Genomic DNA, 18,141 nt, shown 5'->3' with positions numbered 1-18,141 from the left:
TAAAATTCCAGCCGCCGGGTTTACACCGGGCGGCCGGTGAAAATAAAGGAAAAACACCGTGAGTAAACGCGTGATTATTGTCGGCGCCGTGGCTTTAGGCCCCAAAGTGGCGTGCCGGCTCAGACGGCTGGATCCGGATGCGCAAATTACCGTGATTGACAGGGACAATCTGATTTCATATGGGGGATGCGGCATCCCTTATTATGTGGGCGGGGATATCAATGATCTGGAAGGGCTTTGTTCCACCTCTTCCCATGTGCTGCGTGATCCGGCATTTTTCAGGTCCAGCAAAGGGGTGAATATTCTGCCCCGGGTGGAGGCAATGTCCATTGACCGGGAGGGGAAAATGCTGCATATCCGTCACCTGGACACGGAAAAACAAGAAGTCCTGCCTTATGATAAACTGGTGATCGCCACCGGGGCGACGCCGGTCCGGCCCCCGATTCCCGGCGCAGACCTGCCCCGGGTATTTACTGTGTCCAATCTTCATTCTGCCAGGGATATCAAAGATACCATCTCCAAGGGAAAAGTGGGCCGTGCCGTGGTGGTCGGAGCCGGTGCCATCGGGATCGAAATGGCCGAGGCATTGACCGATCTGTGGGGCGTGGATACCACCATCGTTGAGATGGCGGATCAGATTCTGCCGGCAGCCCTGGGAAAGAACATGTCCAGGGTAGTGGAGATGGAATTGAAGCAGAACAACGTCACGGTCCTGCTGTCTCAAAAAGTGGATAAAATCAACGGCGATGACACATCCGGGGTGACATCCGTGGAAGTCGGGGGGAAAACCCTGCCGTGCGATCTGGTGGTCATGTCCGCCGGGGTCCGGCCCAACACCCGGTTTGCCAAAGATGCCGGGCTGGCTGTGGGCAGTTCCGGGGCTCTTTTGGTGGACCGGGGGCTGCGCACCACAGATCCGCATATCTATGCCGGGGGTGACTGCGTGGAGCTCAGAAACCTGGTCAACGGCGAAAACATGACCATGCCGCTGGGGTCTCTGGCCAACCGCCAGGGCCGGATCATTGCCAACAACATTCATGGCCGGGCTTCCAAATTCAAGGGCACTGTGGGCACTTTCTGCATCAAGGCCTTTGACATGGCCGCAGCCAAAGCCGGGCTGACCTTTGCCCAGGCCCGGGCCATCGGATACGATCCCGTCCATGCCGTGGTGGCCCAGTCGGACAGGGCCCATTTTTATCCCTCGTCCCGGATCATGTATATTCACCTGATTGCCGACCGGAAAACCCGGCGAATCTTAGGCATTGAATCTGTGGGCGGTCAGGGAGATGCAGTCAAGGCCCGGGTGGATGCGGTGGCGCCTTTGCTTTCCGCCGGCATTGATGTGGACGAGGTCTGTTCCCTTGAAACCGGGTATGCCCCGCCCTTTGCATCGGCCATGGATATCATCAACAATGCCGGCAATGTGCTGGACAACATCCTGGAAGGGCGCAACGTGCCCATGGATCCCGTGGATTTTGTCCGTGAATTTGCCAAAGACCAGATCCAGGTCATGGATGTCAGGGATCCCAAAGAAGCGGCCCCGTTTATTGAAAAATACAAGGACAAATGGATGAATATTCCCCAGGACCAGCTCCGGGACCGGCTGGATGAGGTGCCGTCCGACAGACCCCTTTGCCTGGTCTGCGGTACGGGAGCCCGGTCTTATGAGTGCCAGGTGCTGCTCAATCAGAAAGGGTTTGACAATGTCTGCAACGTCCAGGGGGGCCATGCCATGATCCTGGCCGTGGCACCGGATTTTATGGACATTTGAGAATATCATGAATATCTGCATGTTCACCAATACTTACCTGCCCCATGTGGGCGGGGTGGCCCGGTCGGTACACACCTTTTCCAGGGACCTGCAAAAAAAGGGACACCAGGTGCTCATTGTTGCACCGACCTTTGCCGGAGACGATGCCGACAACAGTGAAGATGTCATTATTCTGCGGGTCCCTGCCATCCAGAATTTCAACGGCAGTGACTTTTCCATGCGCATTCCCGTGCCGTTTTACATTGACGAAAAACTGGATGCATTTGCCCCGGATATCATTCACAGCCACCACCCGTATCTGCTTGGCGATGCCGCCTTCAGGGCTGCCCGGCGGCGCAGGCTGCCCCTGATCTTCACCCACCACACCCTGTATGAAGAATATACCCATTATGTGGCCGGGGAAAATGACAATTTCAAGCAGTTTGCCAGGAATCTGTCCACCATGTACGCCAATTTATGCGACCAGGTGGTGGCGCCCAGCAAAAGCATTGCCGATCTGATTAAAAAACGCGGCGTCACCACACCGGTAGCACAAATTCCCACAGGCGTGGACATACAGTTTTTTGCTTCAGGGGACGGGCAGGGTTTTAAAAAAACGTACCACATCCCGGAAAATGCCGTTGTCATCGGACATGTGGGCCGGCTTGCCCCTGAAAAAAATCTGGTGTATCTGGCTGAAAGCGTTGCCAGATCCATGCAATCCCTTGAAGACACCTGGTTTTGTGTGGCAGGAGACGGTCCGGACCGGCAAAAAATCCATGATATATTTACAGACTGCAACCTTGCCCACCGGCTGGTTCTCACAGGAAACCTCACGGGTAAAGCCCTGGCCGATGCGTACCAGGCCATGGATCTATTTGTTTTTTCATCACAATCCGAAACCCAGGGCATGGTGCTCACCGAAGCCATGGCCGCAAAAACACCCGTTGTTGCCCTGGATGGTCCGGGGGTCCGGGAAGTGGTGGAAAACCAGAAAAACGGGAGACTGCTTCCTGAAGATGCAGATCAAAGTGCGTTTTTCCGGGCCATCCGGGATGCCGTGTCTGATTCTGAAAAATTGCGCTTCTGGCAGAAGCACGCAAGCCAGACAGCCCTGAAATTCAGCAGACAAACCTGTGTCAATAAGCTTCTCGACCTCTATGCCACCGCTGTTTCTCCTAAAGATGACCGGGCTGAAAATGAAGATAAGGAAACAGAACCCTGGGAATCATTTTTGGTTGCCCTTCAAACCGAATGGGAACTGATCGCTGAAAAAGCCCAGTCCCTCACCTTGTTGAACCGGGATGATGGTACCTGAATTATTCAAAAAATGGCTGCCATGGCGGTTTCTGATCAGACGGGTCACCGGTTTTTACGGATTTCTGGATCCTGTCACCCTGATGGCCCGGCTGCGGCAGTTTGGCAAGCCCTCTGAAGTCCAGGAACCCATTGAACTGCTCCGGGCCGGGCTTATCTTCCATGCCCGGGGACTGGTCAACACCCGGGCCATCCAGTACAATCTTGACTGGGTCTGGCCCTTCTGGGTGGTGAAACAGTTCACCCCGCAAGATGCGTCTTTTATCCCCAGGGGATTTTCCTTTTCCCATATCAATGTGACCCACAGAAACTGGACGGCAGTCGGCCATCCAGACCTTGCCGCCTACCCGATCATCGATCCCAGGGGACTTGTGACCCCTTTGTTTGATGCATGGTCCATTGATGTCTGGCTCATGACAAAAGACAATAACCTGCTGCTGCCGTCCCGGCAGCCCAGTGTGGTGCAGACCCTTGATCTGTCAGGCGAACTGGCCGTCACCACTGCCACAGAGGAAAACAGCCTGTCTCTTGTGTGCACGGCCCGCGTGAAAATGGACACCCCTGCCGGTCCGGTGATGCAGATGACTGCCAGAGGCAGCATGCAAACAGATACGGGGTGGCTTGTTGTGTCCATACGGCCCTATAATCCGGAAGGGATCTATTTCATCGACCATATCCGCTTTGAGGACAGCCGGTTTGTCATCAACCACACCCACGAGGTGCACTTTGGCGCCGCGCCTGAAAAAGTGCTGTTTTCCACCTATGATCACGGGGATGTGGCTTTGGAACTGGACCGGCCCCAGGCGGAAAACCAGGCGGCATGCCCCATCGGCATGGCAACGGCTGCCGCGTTTTTCCCGATTGGCGCCAAAGAGGCGACCCAAATTGATATTCAGGTGCCCCTGAATCAGGACACGGACGTTGTCTCTTCCAACACCGGCCGGCCGGCAGCACCGTCGTCACACATGGTGTCACAAACCGCAGCCCTGGCCATACCGGATGCCAGATTTCAATTTCTGTATGATGCGGCGGTCAGGACCCTGCTGCTGTTAAGTGCGGATGAGGTGGTTCCAGGGCCTTATACCTACCGGCGGTTCTGGTTCCGGGACGCGTGCCTGATGATGAATGCCCTGCTGGGCTTAGGACTTGCCCAAAGATGCGAACGCCTGATCCAGGGGTTTGAGAGCCGCCAGAAACTGAGCGGGTATTTCCAGTCCCAGGAAGGGGAGTGGGATTCCAACGGCCAGGTGCTGTGGATCGCCCACCGGTTTGCCCAGTGCACGGGGCAGGTTTTTTCGACATCGGTTTTCACTTCTCTCATGAAAGGGGCCCGGTGGATTGTGCACAAACGCCGGAGCAAAAAGGATGGCAAACCCCATGACGGGCTGCTGCCGGCCGGTTTCAGCGCCGAACATTTAGGGCCCAATGATTATTATTATTGGGATGATTTCTGGGGGGTTGCCGGACTTCGGGCCGCTGCAGAACTGGCAAAAAACCAGGGAAGCGCTGCAGATCAGAATTTGTTTGCGGCCCAGGCCATGGATTTTGAAACCTGCATTTTCACCTCCCTGGCCCAGTCCCCCGGGTATCAAAAACACCAGGCCATGCCGGCATCGCCTTACCGCCGGATGGATGCCGGTGCCGTGGGATCCCTGGTTGCCGATTATCCGTTGCAGATCACATCCCCCAATGATGCCGGGATCATGAACACCCTGTCTTATCTCATGAGCCATTGTTCTTTTGGCAATGCTTTTTTCCAGGACATGATCCATTCCGGCATCAATATTTACCTGACCCTGGCCATGGCCCAGACCTTTTTGCGCAGCCGCAACCCCCGGTACAAAGAGTTGATCCATGCGGTTGCAGATCTGGCAACCCCCACAGGCCAGTGGCCGGAAGCCATCAATCCTTTGACCGGCGGCGGGTGCATGGGAGACGGCCAGCATGGCTGGGCTGCCGCAGAATGGGTCATGATGATGCGCAGCCTGTTTATCAGAGAAGAAGGGCGTACGCTCATTCTGGGGTCTGGTATTTTTCCGGAATGGCTTGAACAGGACACCCCGTTGTGTTTCGGTCCCACCCTGGTACCCGGAGGCGTGGTCAGCGTGAGATTTGTCCGGTCGCGCACCGGCCTGGAACTGTTTCTTACCGCATCTGTCAAGGGCAGACCGCTTCCCTGCACAGTAGTCGTTCCCGGATACCGGCCAAAGGAACTGGACACATCCCACGGGTATTGTCTGCTTGAACCGGCTTCGTTTCCCTGATTCGGGGATTTTTTCTGCCTCAATGCGTGTGTTTCAGGCTTAAACCCATGTTTTGCCGGCCAGGAACATGTTACGATTTCATGATGTGGCGGTATATGCCAAGAATTTTGCGCCGGAACACAAAAATTGTCACAAGCACGCCCCCGGCCACGGCCAGCAGGCTCATGTCCCATTGCACCACAGCCCTTCCCATGATCACAAAAGGAATGCCCATGATCCCCTGAATCAGCCACGCGCACCCCATGTAAGGAAAAAACCGGATGCCTGACAACGGCAGCAGAAGATTTTTCAAGGCATAGCTGAGCCCTGGAATGGCCATGAATAAAAATCCGAATCCCAGGCGCCGGTTTTCCGGCAGTTGGGGGATGGATATGTTGAATTTCTCTGCCAGGGTCTGTATCCACCGGCCGGCAACGGCCCGGGTGAACCAGAATGAAAAGGTAAGGTGAAACGGCATCACCGCCAGCATGATCGCAATGCCCCCCACAGATCCGAATCTTAATCCCAGGAGAACCAGAAACGGGACGACGGGAAACCCCACTGCCGGCAGAATGGCATAGGGCAGCACCACCATTGCCGGATGGGCCTGGGGTCCGGAAATATGTGCCCAGAACAGATCCATATTCCCGTTATCGCCGCAAAACAAATATTTTATATGCCAGCATCAAACATCCCTTTATTGTTTGCCCGTATCTTAATTTAAAAACCGTGTCCAGGTCAAATTTTTCTTCAGATCACGGGGCAGAGGGTCTTCGGCACAGGGACCCAGTCAGATGAAAACCATGCCATAATCCTAAAAGGGGTGTAAGCAGTCAATAAACCCCACCTTCTCATAGAGCCAGATTTCCTGTACTATTCACGATGTTGGAACAGCGATTTGATCTTTATCAATCTGTTGCGGGAGCAGCGATTGAAAATCTTCCTCGGACATGGCTTCCGGGAGATTCTCGAACAGGTGTTTGAGGTGCCAGTAGGGTTCCAGTTTATTGGCCTTGGCGGTTTCGATCAGGCTGTAAATAGCCGCGCTGGCCCGGACACCATCGGGCGTGCAGGAGAACAGCCAGTTCTTCCGTTTATGCAGAGCTATGCATAAACGGAATTATGCATAGTTGTGGATTATGCTGAGTTCGTTACTATACACGAAAGCATACCTATAATTTGTTGAACATCAGAGGACTTTCCCTTTTTTTAAACTCCGCATAAAATTTGAGTACACCTTTTAATTTTTCAGAAGGAGAGTACTCATGTCAGAATATTATCCCCAAAATATTCAAAGTAGCCTTACCGGTGATAGGCCAAGCAACGACGTCATCATCAGTAATTTTTCTGATCATTTAAAAAAACGCGGGCATAGCGATGGAACGCGGTATGCGTATCAAGCTGCTTTAATGCACTTTATTTGTTGGCAAAACAAGAAATCACCGCAAGCCCAAACGATTGACAGAGTAAACGTTACCTTTTTTCTCCAGGAACATCTGCCTGTATGCCACTGTTCTCCACCTGCATTTAAACACTTAAAAACCGTTAGGGCAGCACTTAATCAATTATTATTGATGCAGGGACAAAAACGCCTGCAGGAGATCGACTTCAACTGCTCTTCTGCTATTGAGTGCAGGTTACGCCATTTTGATAATTTTTTGCGGGATGTATGCGGATTCGCCAAATCGACAAGGGTTTATCGACAACGTTTTGTTCGCACTTTCCTTTTGAAGTTGTTTGGGGCTGGCGTGATAGATTCAGCATATATAACCCCCGAATCTCTGATAAAGCACGTTGCCGAAGAAGCTATCAACCTGAAGTCATCAAGTGTTGGCGTACTGTTGAGCTCGTTACGCAGTTATTTACGTTTCCTCCAATTTGAGGGTGAGTCCAGTGTTTCCATGGCAGCTGCGGTACCAAGACCTCCCAACTGGCTACTGACCACACTGCCACCATGCCTGAGCACTACGGAGTTAGAGAGATTTTTGGACGCGTTTGACATTTCCACCTCAATCGGTAAGCGTGACTACGCAATGGCACATTGCCTGGTCGATTTAGGGCTGCGTTGTCATGAAGTCGCAGCCATGAAGCTTGATGATATTAACTGGTATACTGGATTTGTTGAGTTGCCTCATACTAAAAACCACCGTAAGGCGCAAATACCTCTGCCAGAAATAACAGGCAATGCAATTGTAAATTATTTGCGGAATGCTCGACCGGCGACAACCAGTCGATCGTTGTTTGTTTTCCACAGAGCACCTATGGGCCGAGGGGTGGCAAAAACTACAGTACGTGGAGCTATTCGTCGAGATTTTTCACGTGCTGATTTGCCTTGGACAGGGACGCATATCCTTCGGCATTATGTAGAGTCAGATATAATGGGGAATAGGACTGTAAGAATATGATAAAATGGGAATAAATCCTTGAAACGCTCTCCATAATAAAGCATGCTCATCCTTATCTTAAAACTGAAAGGATGTTTTTTTTGGATCAATTACATGACACGCCAAAAAACTCTAAGCCCCCTGATATAAAAGGACATTAAATAAGTCAGAAAGCCTTTGTAAATCTACCGCCATTACGCACTGAAGTAGGAATTTGGTCCGAACTTGATGAAATAGTAGCGCTTATTGGGTACTTGGCGAGAATTATAATGGGGAGTGTTTTGATAAAAATTAACCGGAACAGTAGGCTTTTTGAGCCATACTCACCATAATTCCTGACTCTACATAATGGCGATTATGGGGAGCTCTCCATAACAGACATACGATGGCAACACGAATGCTACAGAATGACGTCAGTCTTAAACAAATTGCTGATGTCTTACAGCACCGAAGCATAGATACCACTCAAATCTATACTAAGATAAATTTACCAGAACTCAGACATGTGGCTATGCCGTGGCCGGGGAGGCGGTCATGAGCAAGTGGTCAAGCATGAAGAAGCGGGTCGAGTCATATTTGCATACTCGCCGCAGCGTCGGTTATAATTTGCATACCGAAGGGGCACAGCTGCAAAGGTTTGCCTGTTTTGCTGATAAACAGGATCATCAAGGGCATATCACAATTGACCTGGCAGTGGATTGGGCTAACAATACCCTGAAAAGTAATCAAATCGGTCGTGCACGTCGTTTGGAAGTTGTCCGGTCTCTTGCCAAATATTGTGTCACGTTTGAGCCCGAGACGGAAATCCCTCCACCTCATCTCCTCGGCCCTGCACATCGGCGACCTACTCCCTATATTTATACTGATCAGGAAATTATTTTGTTACTTGATATGGCAAATGGATTGCAGCCCCAAAAGGGATTACGCCCTGCAACGATGCATTGCCTACTTGGGCTATTGGCTTCAACTGGCTTACGCATCTCTGAGGCACTGCGACTGAACCGTAACGATGTTGACCTCCATCAAGGCGTATTGAAAATACGGGAGACCCAATTCCGCAAATCCAGATATGTGCCAGTGCATCAAATGGTTTGTGAAGCATTATCCAATTATGCTACTTTTCGAGATCAGCGATTGCCTGTTGTAGATAATCCCATTTTTTTTCTGCTTGATAATGGTAAACCATTCCAATATCGGCAGGTTCTGTAAGCTTTTCATTGTATTCGGGCAAAGCTCGGCTGGGATACTTGCCTCAATGGTTTTCGTCCCAGACTTTATGATCTTCGACATACCTTTGTCTGCAAAAGGTTGCTTACCTGGTATAAAAAAAAAGCCGATATTGATCATATGCTCCCACTGCTGTCCACTTATTTGGGCCATGCAAAGGTGAGTGATACCTATTGGTATCTTACCGGCATCCCCGAACTGATGGCAATCGCGGTAGAACGATTTGAACAACAGTCTCATCTCAATTCAATGCGAGGTGCATTATGAAAGGGGCTCTGATAACATCTGATCTGGTCCGCCTTCTCCAGGCGTTTTTTTGTCAGCGTTTGATTCAACAACGAAATGTTAGCCATCAGACTGTTTGTAGTTACCGGGATACGTTTCGTTTGTTTCTTCGCTTTGCCGAGCAGCAGCTTGGAAAATCTGCTGCAAAAATGGATTTAGTCGATATTAATGCTTCTTTGGTCCTCGCATTTCTTGATGACCTGGAATCGCAACGGCATAACTGCATCCGTAGCAGAAACGCTCGATTAGCAGCCATTCGCAGCTTTATGCATTATTCAGCTTTGCTGAAACCAGAAGCACTGGCTGTAATACAGCAAGTATTGGCTATCCCTCTGAAGCGTTTTGATCGCCCATTGGTCAAATATCTTACCCAAATGGAAATGCAGGCTATTCTGGAAGCCCCCGATCTCCTCTCCTGGAGTGGGCAACGCGATCAGGTACTACTGGCTACCCTTTATAACTCTGGCGGCCGTGTCTCTGAAATTATTGAGCTCCGACGTGCAAACTTCGACAAAAATAGCTGGCAGGCGGTTTGCCTGCATGGAAAAGGCAGAAAAAAGCGTGTAATTCCACTTTGGAAACGTACTACAAATTTACTTAAAACATGGAGTGCAAAAATTGGATTGGATCCTCAGCAACCAATCTTCCCGAATCGTTTTGGCAACATGATGAGTCGGTCCGGTGTAGAATCACGCCTGCGCTTAGCCGTTAGCAAAGCATCCGTACAATATCCATCTTTAAAAGATAAAGTAGTATCGCCTCATGTCATCAGGCACACCACAGCAATGCATCTATTACAGGCGGGTGTAGATCTCAGTGTAATTGCTTTGTGGCTCGGCCATGAAAGTGTGGCAACAACGCACCAGTATTTTGAGGCAGATTTGAATATGAAAGAAGAAGCTCTGGCTAAATTACAGCCTCCTGATATGAAATTCAGCCGCTATAAACCCTCCAATGATGTACTATCATTTTTGAATGGATTATAATTATGCGGATATAATTGTTACTTTTCAGACATCAACTACTGACTTTAAAAAGTAATTTATATAGCGGGAAAGGAACTTTCAATCTTTGAGTTCAGGTAACGAACTCAGCATAATCTACAACTATGCATAATTCCGTCCCACCACAAAGGGGCGGATGGCGTTTTCAACCGCATTGTTGTCCGGACCCACCCGGCCATCCTCGATATAACGGACCCGGCGATCCCATTCGTTCAGGGTATAATTCACCGCTTTTCCCAGAAGGCTTTTGGGGGGCACTTTTTCAACGGTGGCATCCAGCCATTTTTTAAACTCTTCAAGAATCGGGACGGCTTCCGTCTGGCGTTTCTCATATATCTCACGGGGTGACAACTGGTCCGTCCGGGCTGTTTTTTCAATCTTGTACAGCTTGCCGATATATTTCAAAGCCGTAGCGGCATTGCCGACCGGTGTTTGGGTTTTGCAGCTGACAGCTTTGGCCACCTCCACAAATTTTCGGCGGGCATGGGCCCAGCAGCCTATATGAAGGATATCTTTTTTCTGGTCAAGAAATCCATAGCCTGAATATCTGTCCGTCTGGACGATTCCTTTATACCCGTTCAAAAATGAGGCGGTCACATCCCCGGACCGGGAGGGATCGTAACGGTACAAAAGCACCGGCCTCCCCCGGGAGTTCCCTTTGAACACCCTCGTGTAATTTTTTATCCGGCAAGGTTCTTTCAACACCCGCACCGGGGTCTCATCGATATTGATCAGATCGCTTTGAAGCGCGGAGTTTCTCCAGTTTTTCTTGTCTTGATTCTGTTTCCATGATGCCTCCATTTTTAAGTTTTGGCGACATCATACTCCGGGGGGCGGTGCTGCGGAAGATGGGGTTTAATTACCTCTTACGATGTTATTTGTCCATTAAAATTTCCTCTATCGCCTGCGCTGTGGTCACCGGCCTTGCGCCTGCCGCACCTAACTGCATCAGCACCCGGTATTGATCGCCCGGCTGATAATCAATACCGGCAATGCCATCAACCACAAGATTGACTTTGTATCCCCTTTGCAGTGCACCGGATACCACAGTGCCGAATTTTGTTCTGCTTGCCAGGATAAGGTCCTTGATACAGAAGTTGATAGAAATACCTGAGACATATAATTCCTTGATTTTGTGAGCTTTAAGCACATCATCAGCCTGCTTGTTTGAGAAAACAGAAGTGTCTTTTTTTTCCAGCACAATATCCTGTGTCAAGGGTCACGAGAAATTGAGCCATTTATGGTCATCAAAAATGAGCCACACCGATTCATTTTATAAATCTCCTTTGCCTTTTTTTGTTATGGGATCATGATATTTAAAACCGGCGTCGATCAATATATATTCCAGCATTATTCCGACTTCACCTCTCTTTTTGAGTTCATCAAGCATCCACTTTTGTATACGGGCATTGACATGAACCCGTTTCAAGTGTGGTGGTAGTTTTGGCTTTGGTTTTCCCCTGTATCCTCCACGGTTTTCTACCATATGCACACCTCCTAATGGTAAGACGATCGCTGAAGATTACCGATATTAGGGCATTTTAGATAATTGTGCCCCGTTTTACAAAAATACAGGGCCATATTCGATGTGACTTTAGCCCCTTCCTTACTGCCCGCATTCATGCTTTTTTGCCTTTCAGTCTGTAACTGTTACCCTTAATATTAATGACGGCGCTGTGGTGAAGCAGTCGATCGAGGATGGCAGTCACGATGATCGGGTCATGGAACAGTTCTGTCCAGTCTCCGAATGCCTTATTTGACGTGATAATGGTGCTGCTCTTCTCGTACCGGTTAGCAATAAAACGAAAGAACAAATTGCACTCTTCCCGTGTGATAGGTGTGTAACCCACTTCATCCACAACGACCAGGGAGGATTTATAGTACCCACGGCCCTTACCCGGCTTTCCAGCTTCGTGATCCTTTCGCAGCTTGATAATCAGATCCTCCATGTTGGTAAAATAGATACTCATGCCGGACTGACACGCTTTCAGCGCAAGGGATACCGCAAGATGCGTCTTTCCCACACCGGGAGGGCCAAGGAAAATTACATTGCCTTTCTCACGGATAAAACTTAAGTCAAAAAGTCCCATGATTTTCTGTTTATCCAGGCCGGGTTGGAAGGCGAAGTCAAACTCATCTATGCTTTTGATATACGGTAGTCCTGATATTTTTAGTGCAGTTTCGATGCGGCGCTGCTCTTTTGCCGCCACTTCCTCTTCGAGCAGTTCATCGAGAAAAGACAGATAGCTTTTTCCCTGTTCCTCGGCCGTCTTGGCAAGGCCGCCTAAAACTTCATAAATCCGGGGGAGCTTTAATCGGGTGAGGTTGGATTCAATGCGATCCATTACAAGGGTATTACTCATGCAAACACCTCCTGCAGTATTTCTTCATATGCAGAGATGGAACGGACCTCAACATCCATGTCATATTGGGGTTTCTGGGGACTGATCGTCTGCTTTGCCCGTCCCTTACTTTTCTGGGCATGGTGATATTTGCGCCGATTCATGTCCATGTCTTTTTTTAAGGCTTCGTAGAATCTCTTCTTCTGGACCAGATTTCCCTTTGTTGATGGGATGTCATAGGTAACTACCAGCCAACTATTTTGAAAAATGCGTAGCTGTCCATCTTTCGAGCGAAGGATGACCTGTTCTCCTACCAGGGTGTGGGGGACGACATAGCGGTTTCCATGAAAGTGGACAGTGCAGTCTTTATACACCTGCCGGTAAATACGATATGAGGTATCAAACGGCTGCGGAGGCAGTGCATTTAAATGTGGCTGCTCCCGCTTAAACCGGGCGCTGACTTTTTCATGGGTGGTGCCATGGATCCGTTCATCCTTTTTTAAAATCCAAGACCAGAGGTCTTTGTTGGCCCTGATTAAGTTGACAAAACCGTATCCTCGCCAGAACCCTTCCCGGATGAAGGTATAAGGACGTTCAACCTTCCCTTTAACCCAAGCAGCATAAGCAGGGGCTACTTTGGGAACGAATCCGTAATGAACGGCAAATCCTATCAGGGTAGAGTTAAATTTGTCCTTTCCAGCCAGCTTGGCGATATACACATTTTTCATGCGATCATAGAGTATCTGATCCGGGACGCCGACGAAGTACTCAAAGGCGTGTATATGGCAGTCTAGAAAGCTTGGCATGTCGCATCGTTCGATCAACTCTGTATAGATTCTCCGGGAATATCCCAGAATCATTGAAAACAGGTACAGCTTTCTGACACTGCCATCGGGAAGTTCAACCTGAAATTCTCCGAAATCCACCTGGGCCTGGTGACCGGGTTCTGTCTCAAATCGCATGTAGGCAATTTTCTGTTTTTGTTTCTTGAGTTTACCGACCTTTCGCTTCACTGTTTCATAACTGCCGGCATAGCCTTGGTTGACAAGGCGGTCATAAATCCAGGTGGCGGTGTAATATTCGTCTTCATCAAGCCAAGCTGTGATGGTACCGTGATAAGGATCAAGAATGCTCGTGCGATGATATGGCTTTGGATTTTTCAAGCAGCTTTCCGGGGCTTCAAGGTATTTTTTGACGGTGTTACGGCTTATGCCCAGGCGCCGGGCTATGGCCCGCTGGGTCAAGCCGAACCTGTGCAGATCCAGTATGTCCAAAATGGTCTCCTTTTTTTCATAAACTCTCCACGATTGTCCCGGGTAAATGCAGCAACATATGCATTTACTCGGGAAGTTGAACAAGGGGGATTGAAAAAAGATCCCCCTTGTTCAATTCCCTAGTGGCTCAGTTTCAAATGACCATTTTTGGCTCAATTTAACATGACCATCGACACCGTCGGCCCGAATTGAGAATCGAATTGTCAGTGCCGCAGGAAAAGTCATTGATTTTATGTGGTCTGTCTCCCTCTCTTTTGGTTCGGACGGCTGCCTTCTGGGTATCAATGCCTTTGGAAGGGATATGACCCGGATAAACAACGGGATAAAACAACTTCAGAAAAAAGAAAAAATGTGGAACAAGCTTTTCATGGCCAGCCCAACCTGGATCGTATTGATCACCCTTGAGGATGGAAAATTCATTGATATCAACGATGCCGGCTGCCGGGACATGGGATATGCCAAAGAAGACATTGTTGGCCGGACATCTGTCGAAATCGGATTGTGGCATGATGAAGATGAGCGAAACCATTACCTGGCCTTGATCAAAAAGAATGGGGCGATAGATAAAATGCCTGTCAAACTGACGATGAGAGATGGTGTCCTGCGTGATTATTTATGGTCCAGTACGATAATCACAGTGAAGGGGGAAAAATGCCTTCTCAGTGTTTTGGTTGATGTTTTTGAATTGAAAAAAACAGAAATAGAACTTGATAAAACCAATAAGGTCCTGAATCGGCGGTCTAACAAACTGTCTGAAATGAATGTTGCCCTGAAGGTTTTGTTGAATCAGCGGGATGAAGATAAAGAACAATTAGAGGCAAAGGTCTGGCATAATATAAAAAAAATGATACAGCCTCATCTGAGAAATCTTAAAGCTACCGACCTGAACCCTTTGCAGCATGCGCATCTGGATGTGGTCATTAATCGGCTGGATGAAATCACCTCTGGTATAGGTGAAAAAATGGGGCCCAATGCATATGCCTTAAGTTCCCGGGAACTGGAGGTGGCTGGGCATATTATTGTGGGGAAAGCAAACAAGGAAATTGCAGAAATCCTTTGTATTTCAGTTCATTCTGTTGAATCTCACCGGTTTTCAATACGAAAGAAACTGGGCATCCTGGGAAAGAGAAGCAATTTGAGGACTCACCTTTTGAACCTATCCCGGCATATTGGACATAAAAAATCGGCAGATATAAAGGGATGGGGATAGGAACTTGCTTTTTTCTTGAGCTGGTGCGCTATATTCATTTGAACCCGCTACGAGCCGGCCTGGTGCACGATATGGATCGTCTTGACAGGTATCCTTTCTCTGGGCATGCCGTTTTCATGGGAACGGCCACGCAATCCTGGCAGCATGTGGATGAGGTTCTATCCCGTTTTGGCAAGCGCAGGGACAGGCGCGAATGAAATACCGGGGCTTTATCACCTAAGGGATCGAACAGGGCCGTTGGTAGGATTTTACCGGTGGCGGTCTTGTTCGCAGCCATGGCAGATGGACTCCCGTGAGAAATCTTCATGAAGCGGGTCTCCGTGCTACCGGCGATGAGGGCATTCTGGGCGACAGCGACTTTGTTAAATGAATGCTTACCGCTGGGGAAGATGAATTTGAACGGTGGCACGCCTTGAATGCACGGAGAATAACCGTGGATGCCGTCGCTGAAAAGGTCGCGATGCTTCTTGCCATGCCGGTCAAGGAGGTATGGCTGCCGGGGCGCTACAAGCGTACGGTAGAGGAACGAAGCCTGGTGTGCTACATTGCCGTTCGCAAGATTGGAGTAACCATGCGGTCCTTGGCCGGGTGTTTCGGCATTTCCACGGCGGCGGTAAGCAAGGCCGTCGCCCGGGGACGTCGAATAATTTGCACCATCGATTTCAACACCCTTTATGACTGTCGAACACAGGTTTGTCTATATCACAGAATTTCCACCCTCATTATGATGTTTCCAAAAAGGTTCCCGGATTTTTTTTCTGAGAATTTTTCCCGTGGCATTTTTGGGGAGGTCTTCTGCAAAGACAACGTACTTGGGAACTTTGAATTCAGCCATTTTACCGCGACAAAATTGTTGGATCTCATCTGCAGTTGCCCGGGCATTTTTTTTGAGGACAATAACAGCAGTGATCGCTTCCCCCCATTTGCAGTCCGGCTGACCGATAACGGCAGCTTCGTGAACAGCCGGGTGCAGGACAATATGGTTTTCCAGCTCTGATGGAGAGACGTTCTCTCCGCCGCTGATAATCATATCATGCTTTCGGTCAACCAGATAATAAAACCCCTCTTCATCCATCACCGCAATATCCGAAACAGTGGACCAGCCCTCTCTGTAGGCATTGCGGGTAGCTTCTGGGTCCTTATAGTATTCTTCCAGGGGAATGCCCCAGCCCCGGACAAAAAGTTCTCCCGGGACTCCCGGTGGGCATTCGTTTCCTCGCATGTCCAGGATTTTGACATCCTTGTAGATAACCGGCTTGCCAATACTGCGGATTTTACTCCACTGGTATTTGGGTTTGAGGACAGTAACGATCTGATGTTCAGTGGAACCATAGGCCTCATAAAGATTAACGTCCTTAAAAAAATTCAGGGTGCCTTCTTTAATGCTTGTCCAAAGGGGAGCGGATGCCACCAGGATATTTTGAAGCGTACTCCTGTCATATTTTTTTGCCACGTCTTCAGACAGCCCGATAAGCAGGGTAAGCATGGTCGGCACCATCGAGGTGATAGTGATTTTTTCCCGGTTAATCAGTGACAGGATTTCTTCAGGATTGAATCCTCTGGAATGATTGATATAGGTGTATCCTCCGGCAATGATCATTAAAAGACTGCACATGATGGCGTTGGCATGGAAAAGGGGCATGGTCAACAGAAACCGATCGTCCTCTGTGTAGCGGCCGTAATCCGCCATCCACTGCGTGGCGTTTTGAAGCAGGGCACGATGTCGGGTTTCCACGCCCTTGGGTTTGTCCGTAGTCCCCGAGGTATAGCCAATATACCAGACGTCATCTTCCTGTATATCAATTTCCACAGGAGTGTCAGGCCTTGCGGATAGTTCTTTTTCATATAGCGGGTATTCATGATCTTGTCCACCTATCTGCAGTACCTGTTGCTTTTGAATATCCGTTTCAGACAGCCAGCTGATCCGGTCCAGAAAAGTATCTTCAATGATAAATGCTTTTGCCTCAGAATGGCTTGCCAGGTGTTGTATTTCTTTTTCAGTATTCCTGAAATTAATTGGTACGCCTACAATTCCGGTTTTTGCAAGCCCCATGAAAATTTCTACTGTTTCAATGGAATTGTGGGTCATAAATGCACATTTGTCGCCTTTGTTCAGGCCCATATCCATTAACGTACGGGCCAGCTGATCGGTTCGGTTATCAAGCCGGGCATAGGTCAGGTTCCTTTTTTTACTTTTCAGGGCAACTTTGTCCGGAAATCTTTTAGCTGATGATCTTAAACATTCAGCGATATTCCATTGACTGACCTGTGGGGTAGACATTCGTTCCTCCCTGTGCTCGAAAAAAGTTGTATCTATTTTAACAGGTAAAAATTTTATTTTCCGTGGCACTTAGAAACCGACTACCGGTTTCAGTGATATGGACAACACTTTCAATACCTGCGGCAAACTGATGCTCAAAAATAAATTTGGGTTCAAGAGCAAGGATCATGCCGGGTTTTAAAATAGCTTTTTTGTTTTTTGCAAGAATGGGATTTTCAACAAGTTCAAGCCCGATCCCATGACCGATAAACTTGGATTTCAAGCCGGGCAGTCCCAAAAACTGTTTCCCAAAACGCTGATTTTTTGAAATTTTGACAGCGGTTTCGAATATTTCTTCAATGACAATTCCAGGGGCCATTTTGTCTAAAAGGGCATGAAGTATTTCTATGGATGCAAGGGATGCGGAATGTTCCTTCTCCGGCATCTTTCCCAGGACAAACATCCTGGTTTCGTCAATGTGATACCCATCCACAATGGTTCCAAAATCAATCAGGATGGGTTCGTTTTCTTTGATCAGCTTAGTGCCTGCACCGAACGGAAATGCGTTTGAGACGCCTGTTCCGCATAGGGGAGAGTCCAGACCTCCTGCAAGGCCTCCGTTTTTTCCGCTCAACAGATGAAAGGGGTAAACCGCAGATCGGTAATGCCGGCCCATAAGTTTTCCCGAATGCCCAAGGGTCCTTGCAAAGGCTTCGAACATTCCGCAGAATGCCATTTCAGAGATTCCCGGTTCCAGGGATGATTCCATAAATGCAAAGGTCTGTTTTGAAACTATGGCGGCTTTTTCCATCTGGTCAATCTCCCAAGCAGACTTTATCTGCCTG

The 18,141-nt window shown here is 49.0% G+C and carries 15 protein-coding genes and 2 pseudogenes; 8 read left to right on the top strand and 9 right to left on the bottom strand.

Annotation, left to right across the window (positions count from 1 at the left end; genetic code table 11):
* Positions 1–58: 58 nt before the first annotated feature.
* The 3 genes from K365_RS0118350 to K365_RS0118340 are packed head-to-tail and all read left to right on the top strand — an operon-like array spanning position 59 to position 5,331.
* Entirely contained in the window at positions 59–1,771 is a 1,713-nt protein-coding gene (locus K365_RS0118350) for an FAD-dependent oxidoreductase (protein ID WP_024335761.1), read from the top strand.
* Between the two features lie 7 nt (positions 1,772–1,778).
* Positions 1,779–3,068: a glycosyltransferase gene (locus tag K365_RS0118345; protein ID WP_024335760.1), complete on the top strand. Its 1,290-nt coding sequence runs from the start codon at positions 1,779–1,781 to the stop codon at positions 3,066–3,068.
* On the top strand, positions 3,055–5,331 hold the full coding sequence (locus K365_RS0118340) for a hypothetical protein (RefSeq protein ID WP_245569206.1): 2,277 nt from the start codon (positions 3,055–3,057) through the stop codon (positions 5,329–5,331). Before K365_RS0118345 ends, K365_RS0118340 begins: the two co-directional genes overlap by 14 nt.
* A gap of 70 nt (positions 5,332–5,401) precedes the next feature.
* On the opposite strand, the gene K365_RS0118335 is transcribed toward K365_RS0118340, so the two are convergent.
* Positions 5,402–5,953 (bottom strand): TVP38/TMEM64 family protein, encoded by a 552-nt coding sequence (locus tag K365_RS0118335; RefSeq protein ID WP_024335758.1) that lies wholly within the window; start codon positions 5,951–5,953, stop codon positions 5,402–5,404.
* Between the two features lie 234 nt (positions 5,954–6,187).
* A pseudogene (locus tag K365_RS27495) lies at positions 6,188–6,403 on the bottom strand (transposase domain-containing protein); the annotation flags it as partial.
* A 172-nt stretch (positions 6,404–6,575) separates the two neighbouring features.
* Between K365_RS27495 and K365_RS0118325 the strand changes: the two are divergent.
* The 4 genes from K365_RS0118325 (at position 6,576) to K365_RS0118310 (ending at position 10,192) form a co-directional block, all read left to right on the top strand.
* Entirely contained in the window at positions 6,576–7,715 is a 1,140-nt protein-coding gene (locus K365_RS0118325) for a tyrosine-type recombinase/integrase (protein WP_024335756.1), read from the top strand.
* A gap of 364 nt (positions 7,716–8,079) precedes the next feature.
* Positions 8,080–8,232, top strand: a complete 153-nt coding sequence (locus K365_RS29470; RefSeq protein WP_084489887.1) for a tyrosine-type recombinase/integrase — start codon at positions 8,080–8,082, stop codon at positions 8,230–8,232.
* A complete protein-coding gene (locus tag K365_RS27485) occupies positions 8,229–8,903 on the top strand; it encodes a tyrosine-type recombinase/integrase (RefSeq protein WP_084489885.1) in 675 nt (224 codons plus the stop codon). Before K365_RS29470 ends, K365_RS27485 begins: the two co-directional genes overlap by 4 nt.
* A gap of 281 nt (positions 8,904–9,184) precedes the next feature.
* Positions 9,185–10,192, top strand: a complete 1,008-nt coding sequence (locus K365_RS0118310) for a site-specific integrase (protein ID WP_024335753.1) — start codon at positions 9,185–9,187, stop codon at positions 10,190–10,192.
* Positions 10,193–10,324: 132 nt separating this feature from the next.
* On the opposite strand, the pseudogene tnpC reads toward K365_RS0118310, so the two are convergent.
* The 5 genes and pseudogenes from tnpC to istA form a co-directional block, all read right to left on the bottom strand.
* Positions 10,325–11,011, bottom strand: a pseudogene (gene tnpC / locus K365_RS0118305) (IS66 family transposase); the annotation flags it as partial.
* 73 nt (positions 11,012–11,084) lie between these two features.
* On the bottom strand, positions 11,085–11,426 hold the full coding sequence (locus tag K365_RS25945; RefSeq protein ID WP_084489883.1) for an isochorismatase family protein: 342 nt from the start codon (positions 11,424–11,426) through the stop codon (positions 11,085–11,087).
* 57 nt (positions 11,427–11,483) lie between these two features.
* Positions 11,484–11,696, bottom strand: a complete 213-nt coding sequence (locus tag K365_RS0118295) for a hypothetical protein (RefSeq protein ID WP_024333569.1) — start codon at positions 11,694–11,696, stop codon at positions 11,484–11,486.
* A gap of 133 nt (positions 11,697–11,829) precedes the next feature.
* Entirely contained in the window at positions 11,830–12,573 is a 744-nt protein-coding gene (gene istB, locus K365_RS0118290; protein WP_029724919.1) for an IS21-like element helper ATPase IstB, read from the bottom strand.
* The gene (gene istA / locus K365_RS0118285) at positions 12,570–13,826 is read right to left on the bottom strand and encodes an IS21 family transposase (protein WP_024333570.1); all 1,257 of its coding nucleotides are present in this window, start codon (positions 13,824–13,826) and stop codon (positions 12,570–12,572) included. Before istA ends, istB begins: the two co-directional genes overlap by 4 nt.
* A gap of 301 nt (positions 13,827–14,127) precedes the next feature.
* Here istA and K365_RS0118280 point away from each other — a divergent pair, with 301 nt between their 5' ends.
* On the top strand, positions 14,128–15,036 hold the full coding sequence (locus K365_RS0118280) for a PAS domain S-box protein (protein ID WP_169432964.1): 909 nt from the start codon (positions 14,128–14,130) through the stop codon (positions 15,034–15,036).
* A 697-nt stretch (positions 15,037–15,733) separates the two neighbouring features.
* On the opposite strand, the gene K365_RS0118275 is transcribed toward K365_RS0118280, so the two are convergent.
* Together K365_RS0118275 and K365_RS28825 are read right to left on the bottom strand one after the other, a co-directional pair.
* Positions 15,734–17,317: a class I adenylate-forming enzyme family protein gene (locus K365_RS0118275; protein ID WP_024335750.1), complete on the bottom strand. Its 1,584-nt coding sequence runs from the start codon at positions 17,315–17,317 to the stop codon at positions 15,734–15,736.
* Positions 17,318–17,354: 37 nt separating this feature from the next.
* A complete protein-coding gene (locus tag K365_RS28825) occupies positions 17,355–18,107 on the bottom strand; it encodes a M24 family metallopeptidase (protein ID WP_245569290.1) in 753 nt (250 codons plus the stop codon).
* Positions 18,108–18,141 lie beyond the last annotated feature (34 nt).

The organism is Desulfotignum balticum DSM 7044 (genome assembly GCF_000421285.1).
In the GTDB taxonomy this organism is placed as follows: Bacteria; Desulfobacterota; Desulfobacteria; order Desulfobacterales; family Desulfobacteraceae; genus Desulfotignum; species Desulfotignum balticum.
The sequence above is the reverse complement of the archived record's forward strand: the minus strand, read 5'-3'. Positions and strand labels throughout refer to the sequence as shown.

Coding starts and splice junctions, on each gene's coding strand:
- K365_RS29470 (WP_084489887.1), top strand. CDS start 8,080: ATGGCAACACGAATGCTACAGAATGACGTCAGTCTTAAACAAATTGCT.
- K365_RS0118280 (WP_169432964.1), top strand. CDS start 14,128: ATGACCCGGATAAACAACGGGATAAAACAACTTCAGAAAAAAGAAAAA.
- K365_RS0118275 (WP_024335750.1), bottom strand. CDS start 17,317: ATGTCTACCCCACAGGTCAGTCAATGGAATATCGCTGAATGTTTAAGA.
- K365_RS0118325 (WP_024335756.1), top strand. CDS start 6,576: ATGTCAGAATATTATCCCCAAAATATTCAAAGTAGCCTTACCGGTGAT.
- K365_RS28825 (WP_245569290.1), bottom strand. CDS start 18,107: ATGGAAAAAGCCGCCATAGTTTCAAAACAGACCTTTGCATTTATGGAA.
- istB (WP_029724919.1), bottom strand. CDS start 12,573: ATGAGTAATACCCTTGTAATGGATCGCATTGAATCCAACCTCACCCGA.
- K365_RS0118345 (WP_024335760.1), top strand. CDS start 1,779: ATGAATATCTGCATGTTCACCAATACTTACCTGCCCCATGTGGGCGGG.
- K365_RS0118340 (WP_245569206.1), top strand. CDS start 3,055: ATGATGGTACCTGAATTATTCAAAAAATGGCTGCCATGGCGGTTTCTG.
- K365_RS0118310 (WP_024335753.1), top strand. CDS start 9,185: ATGAAAGGGGCTCTGATAACATCTGATCTGGTCCGCCTTCTCCAGGCG.
- K365_RS27485 (WP_084489885.1), top strand. CDS start 8,229: ATGAGCAAGTGGTCAAGCATGAAGAAGCGGGTCGAGTCATATTTGCAT.
- K365_RS0118335 (WP_024335758.1), bottom strand. CDS start 5,953: ATGGATCTGTTCTGGGCACATATTTCCGGACCCCAGGCCCATCCGGCA.
- K365_RS0118295 (WP_024333569.1), bottom strand. CDS start 11,696: ATGGTAGAAAACCGTGGAGGATACAGGGGAAAACCAAAGCCAAAACTA.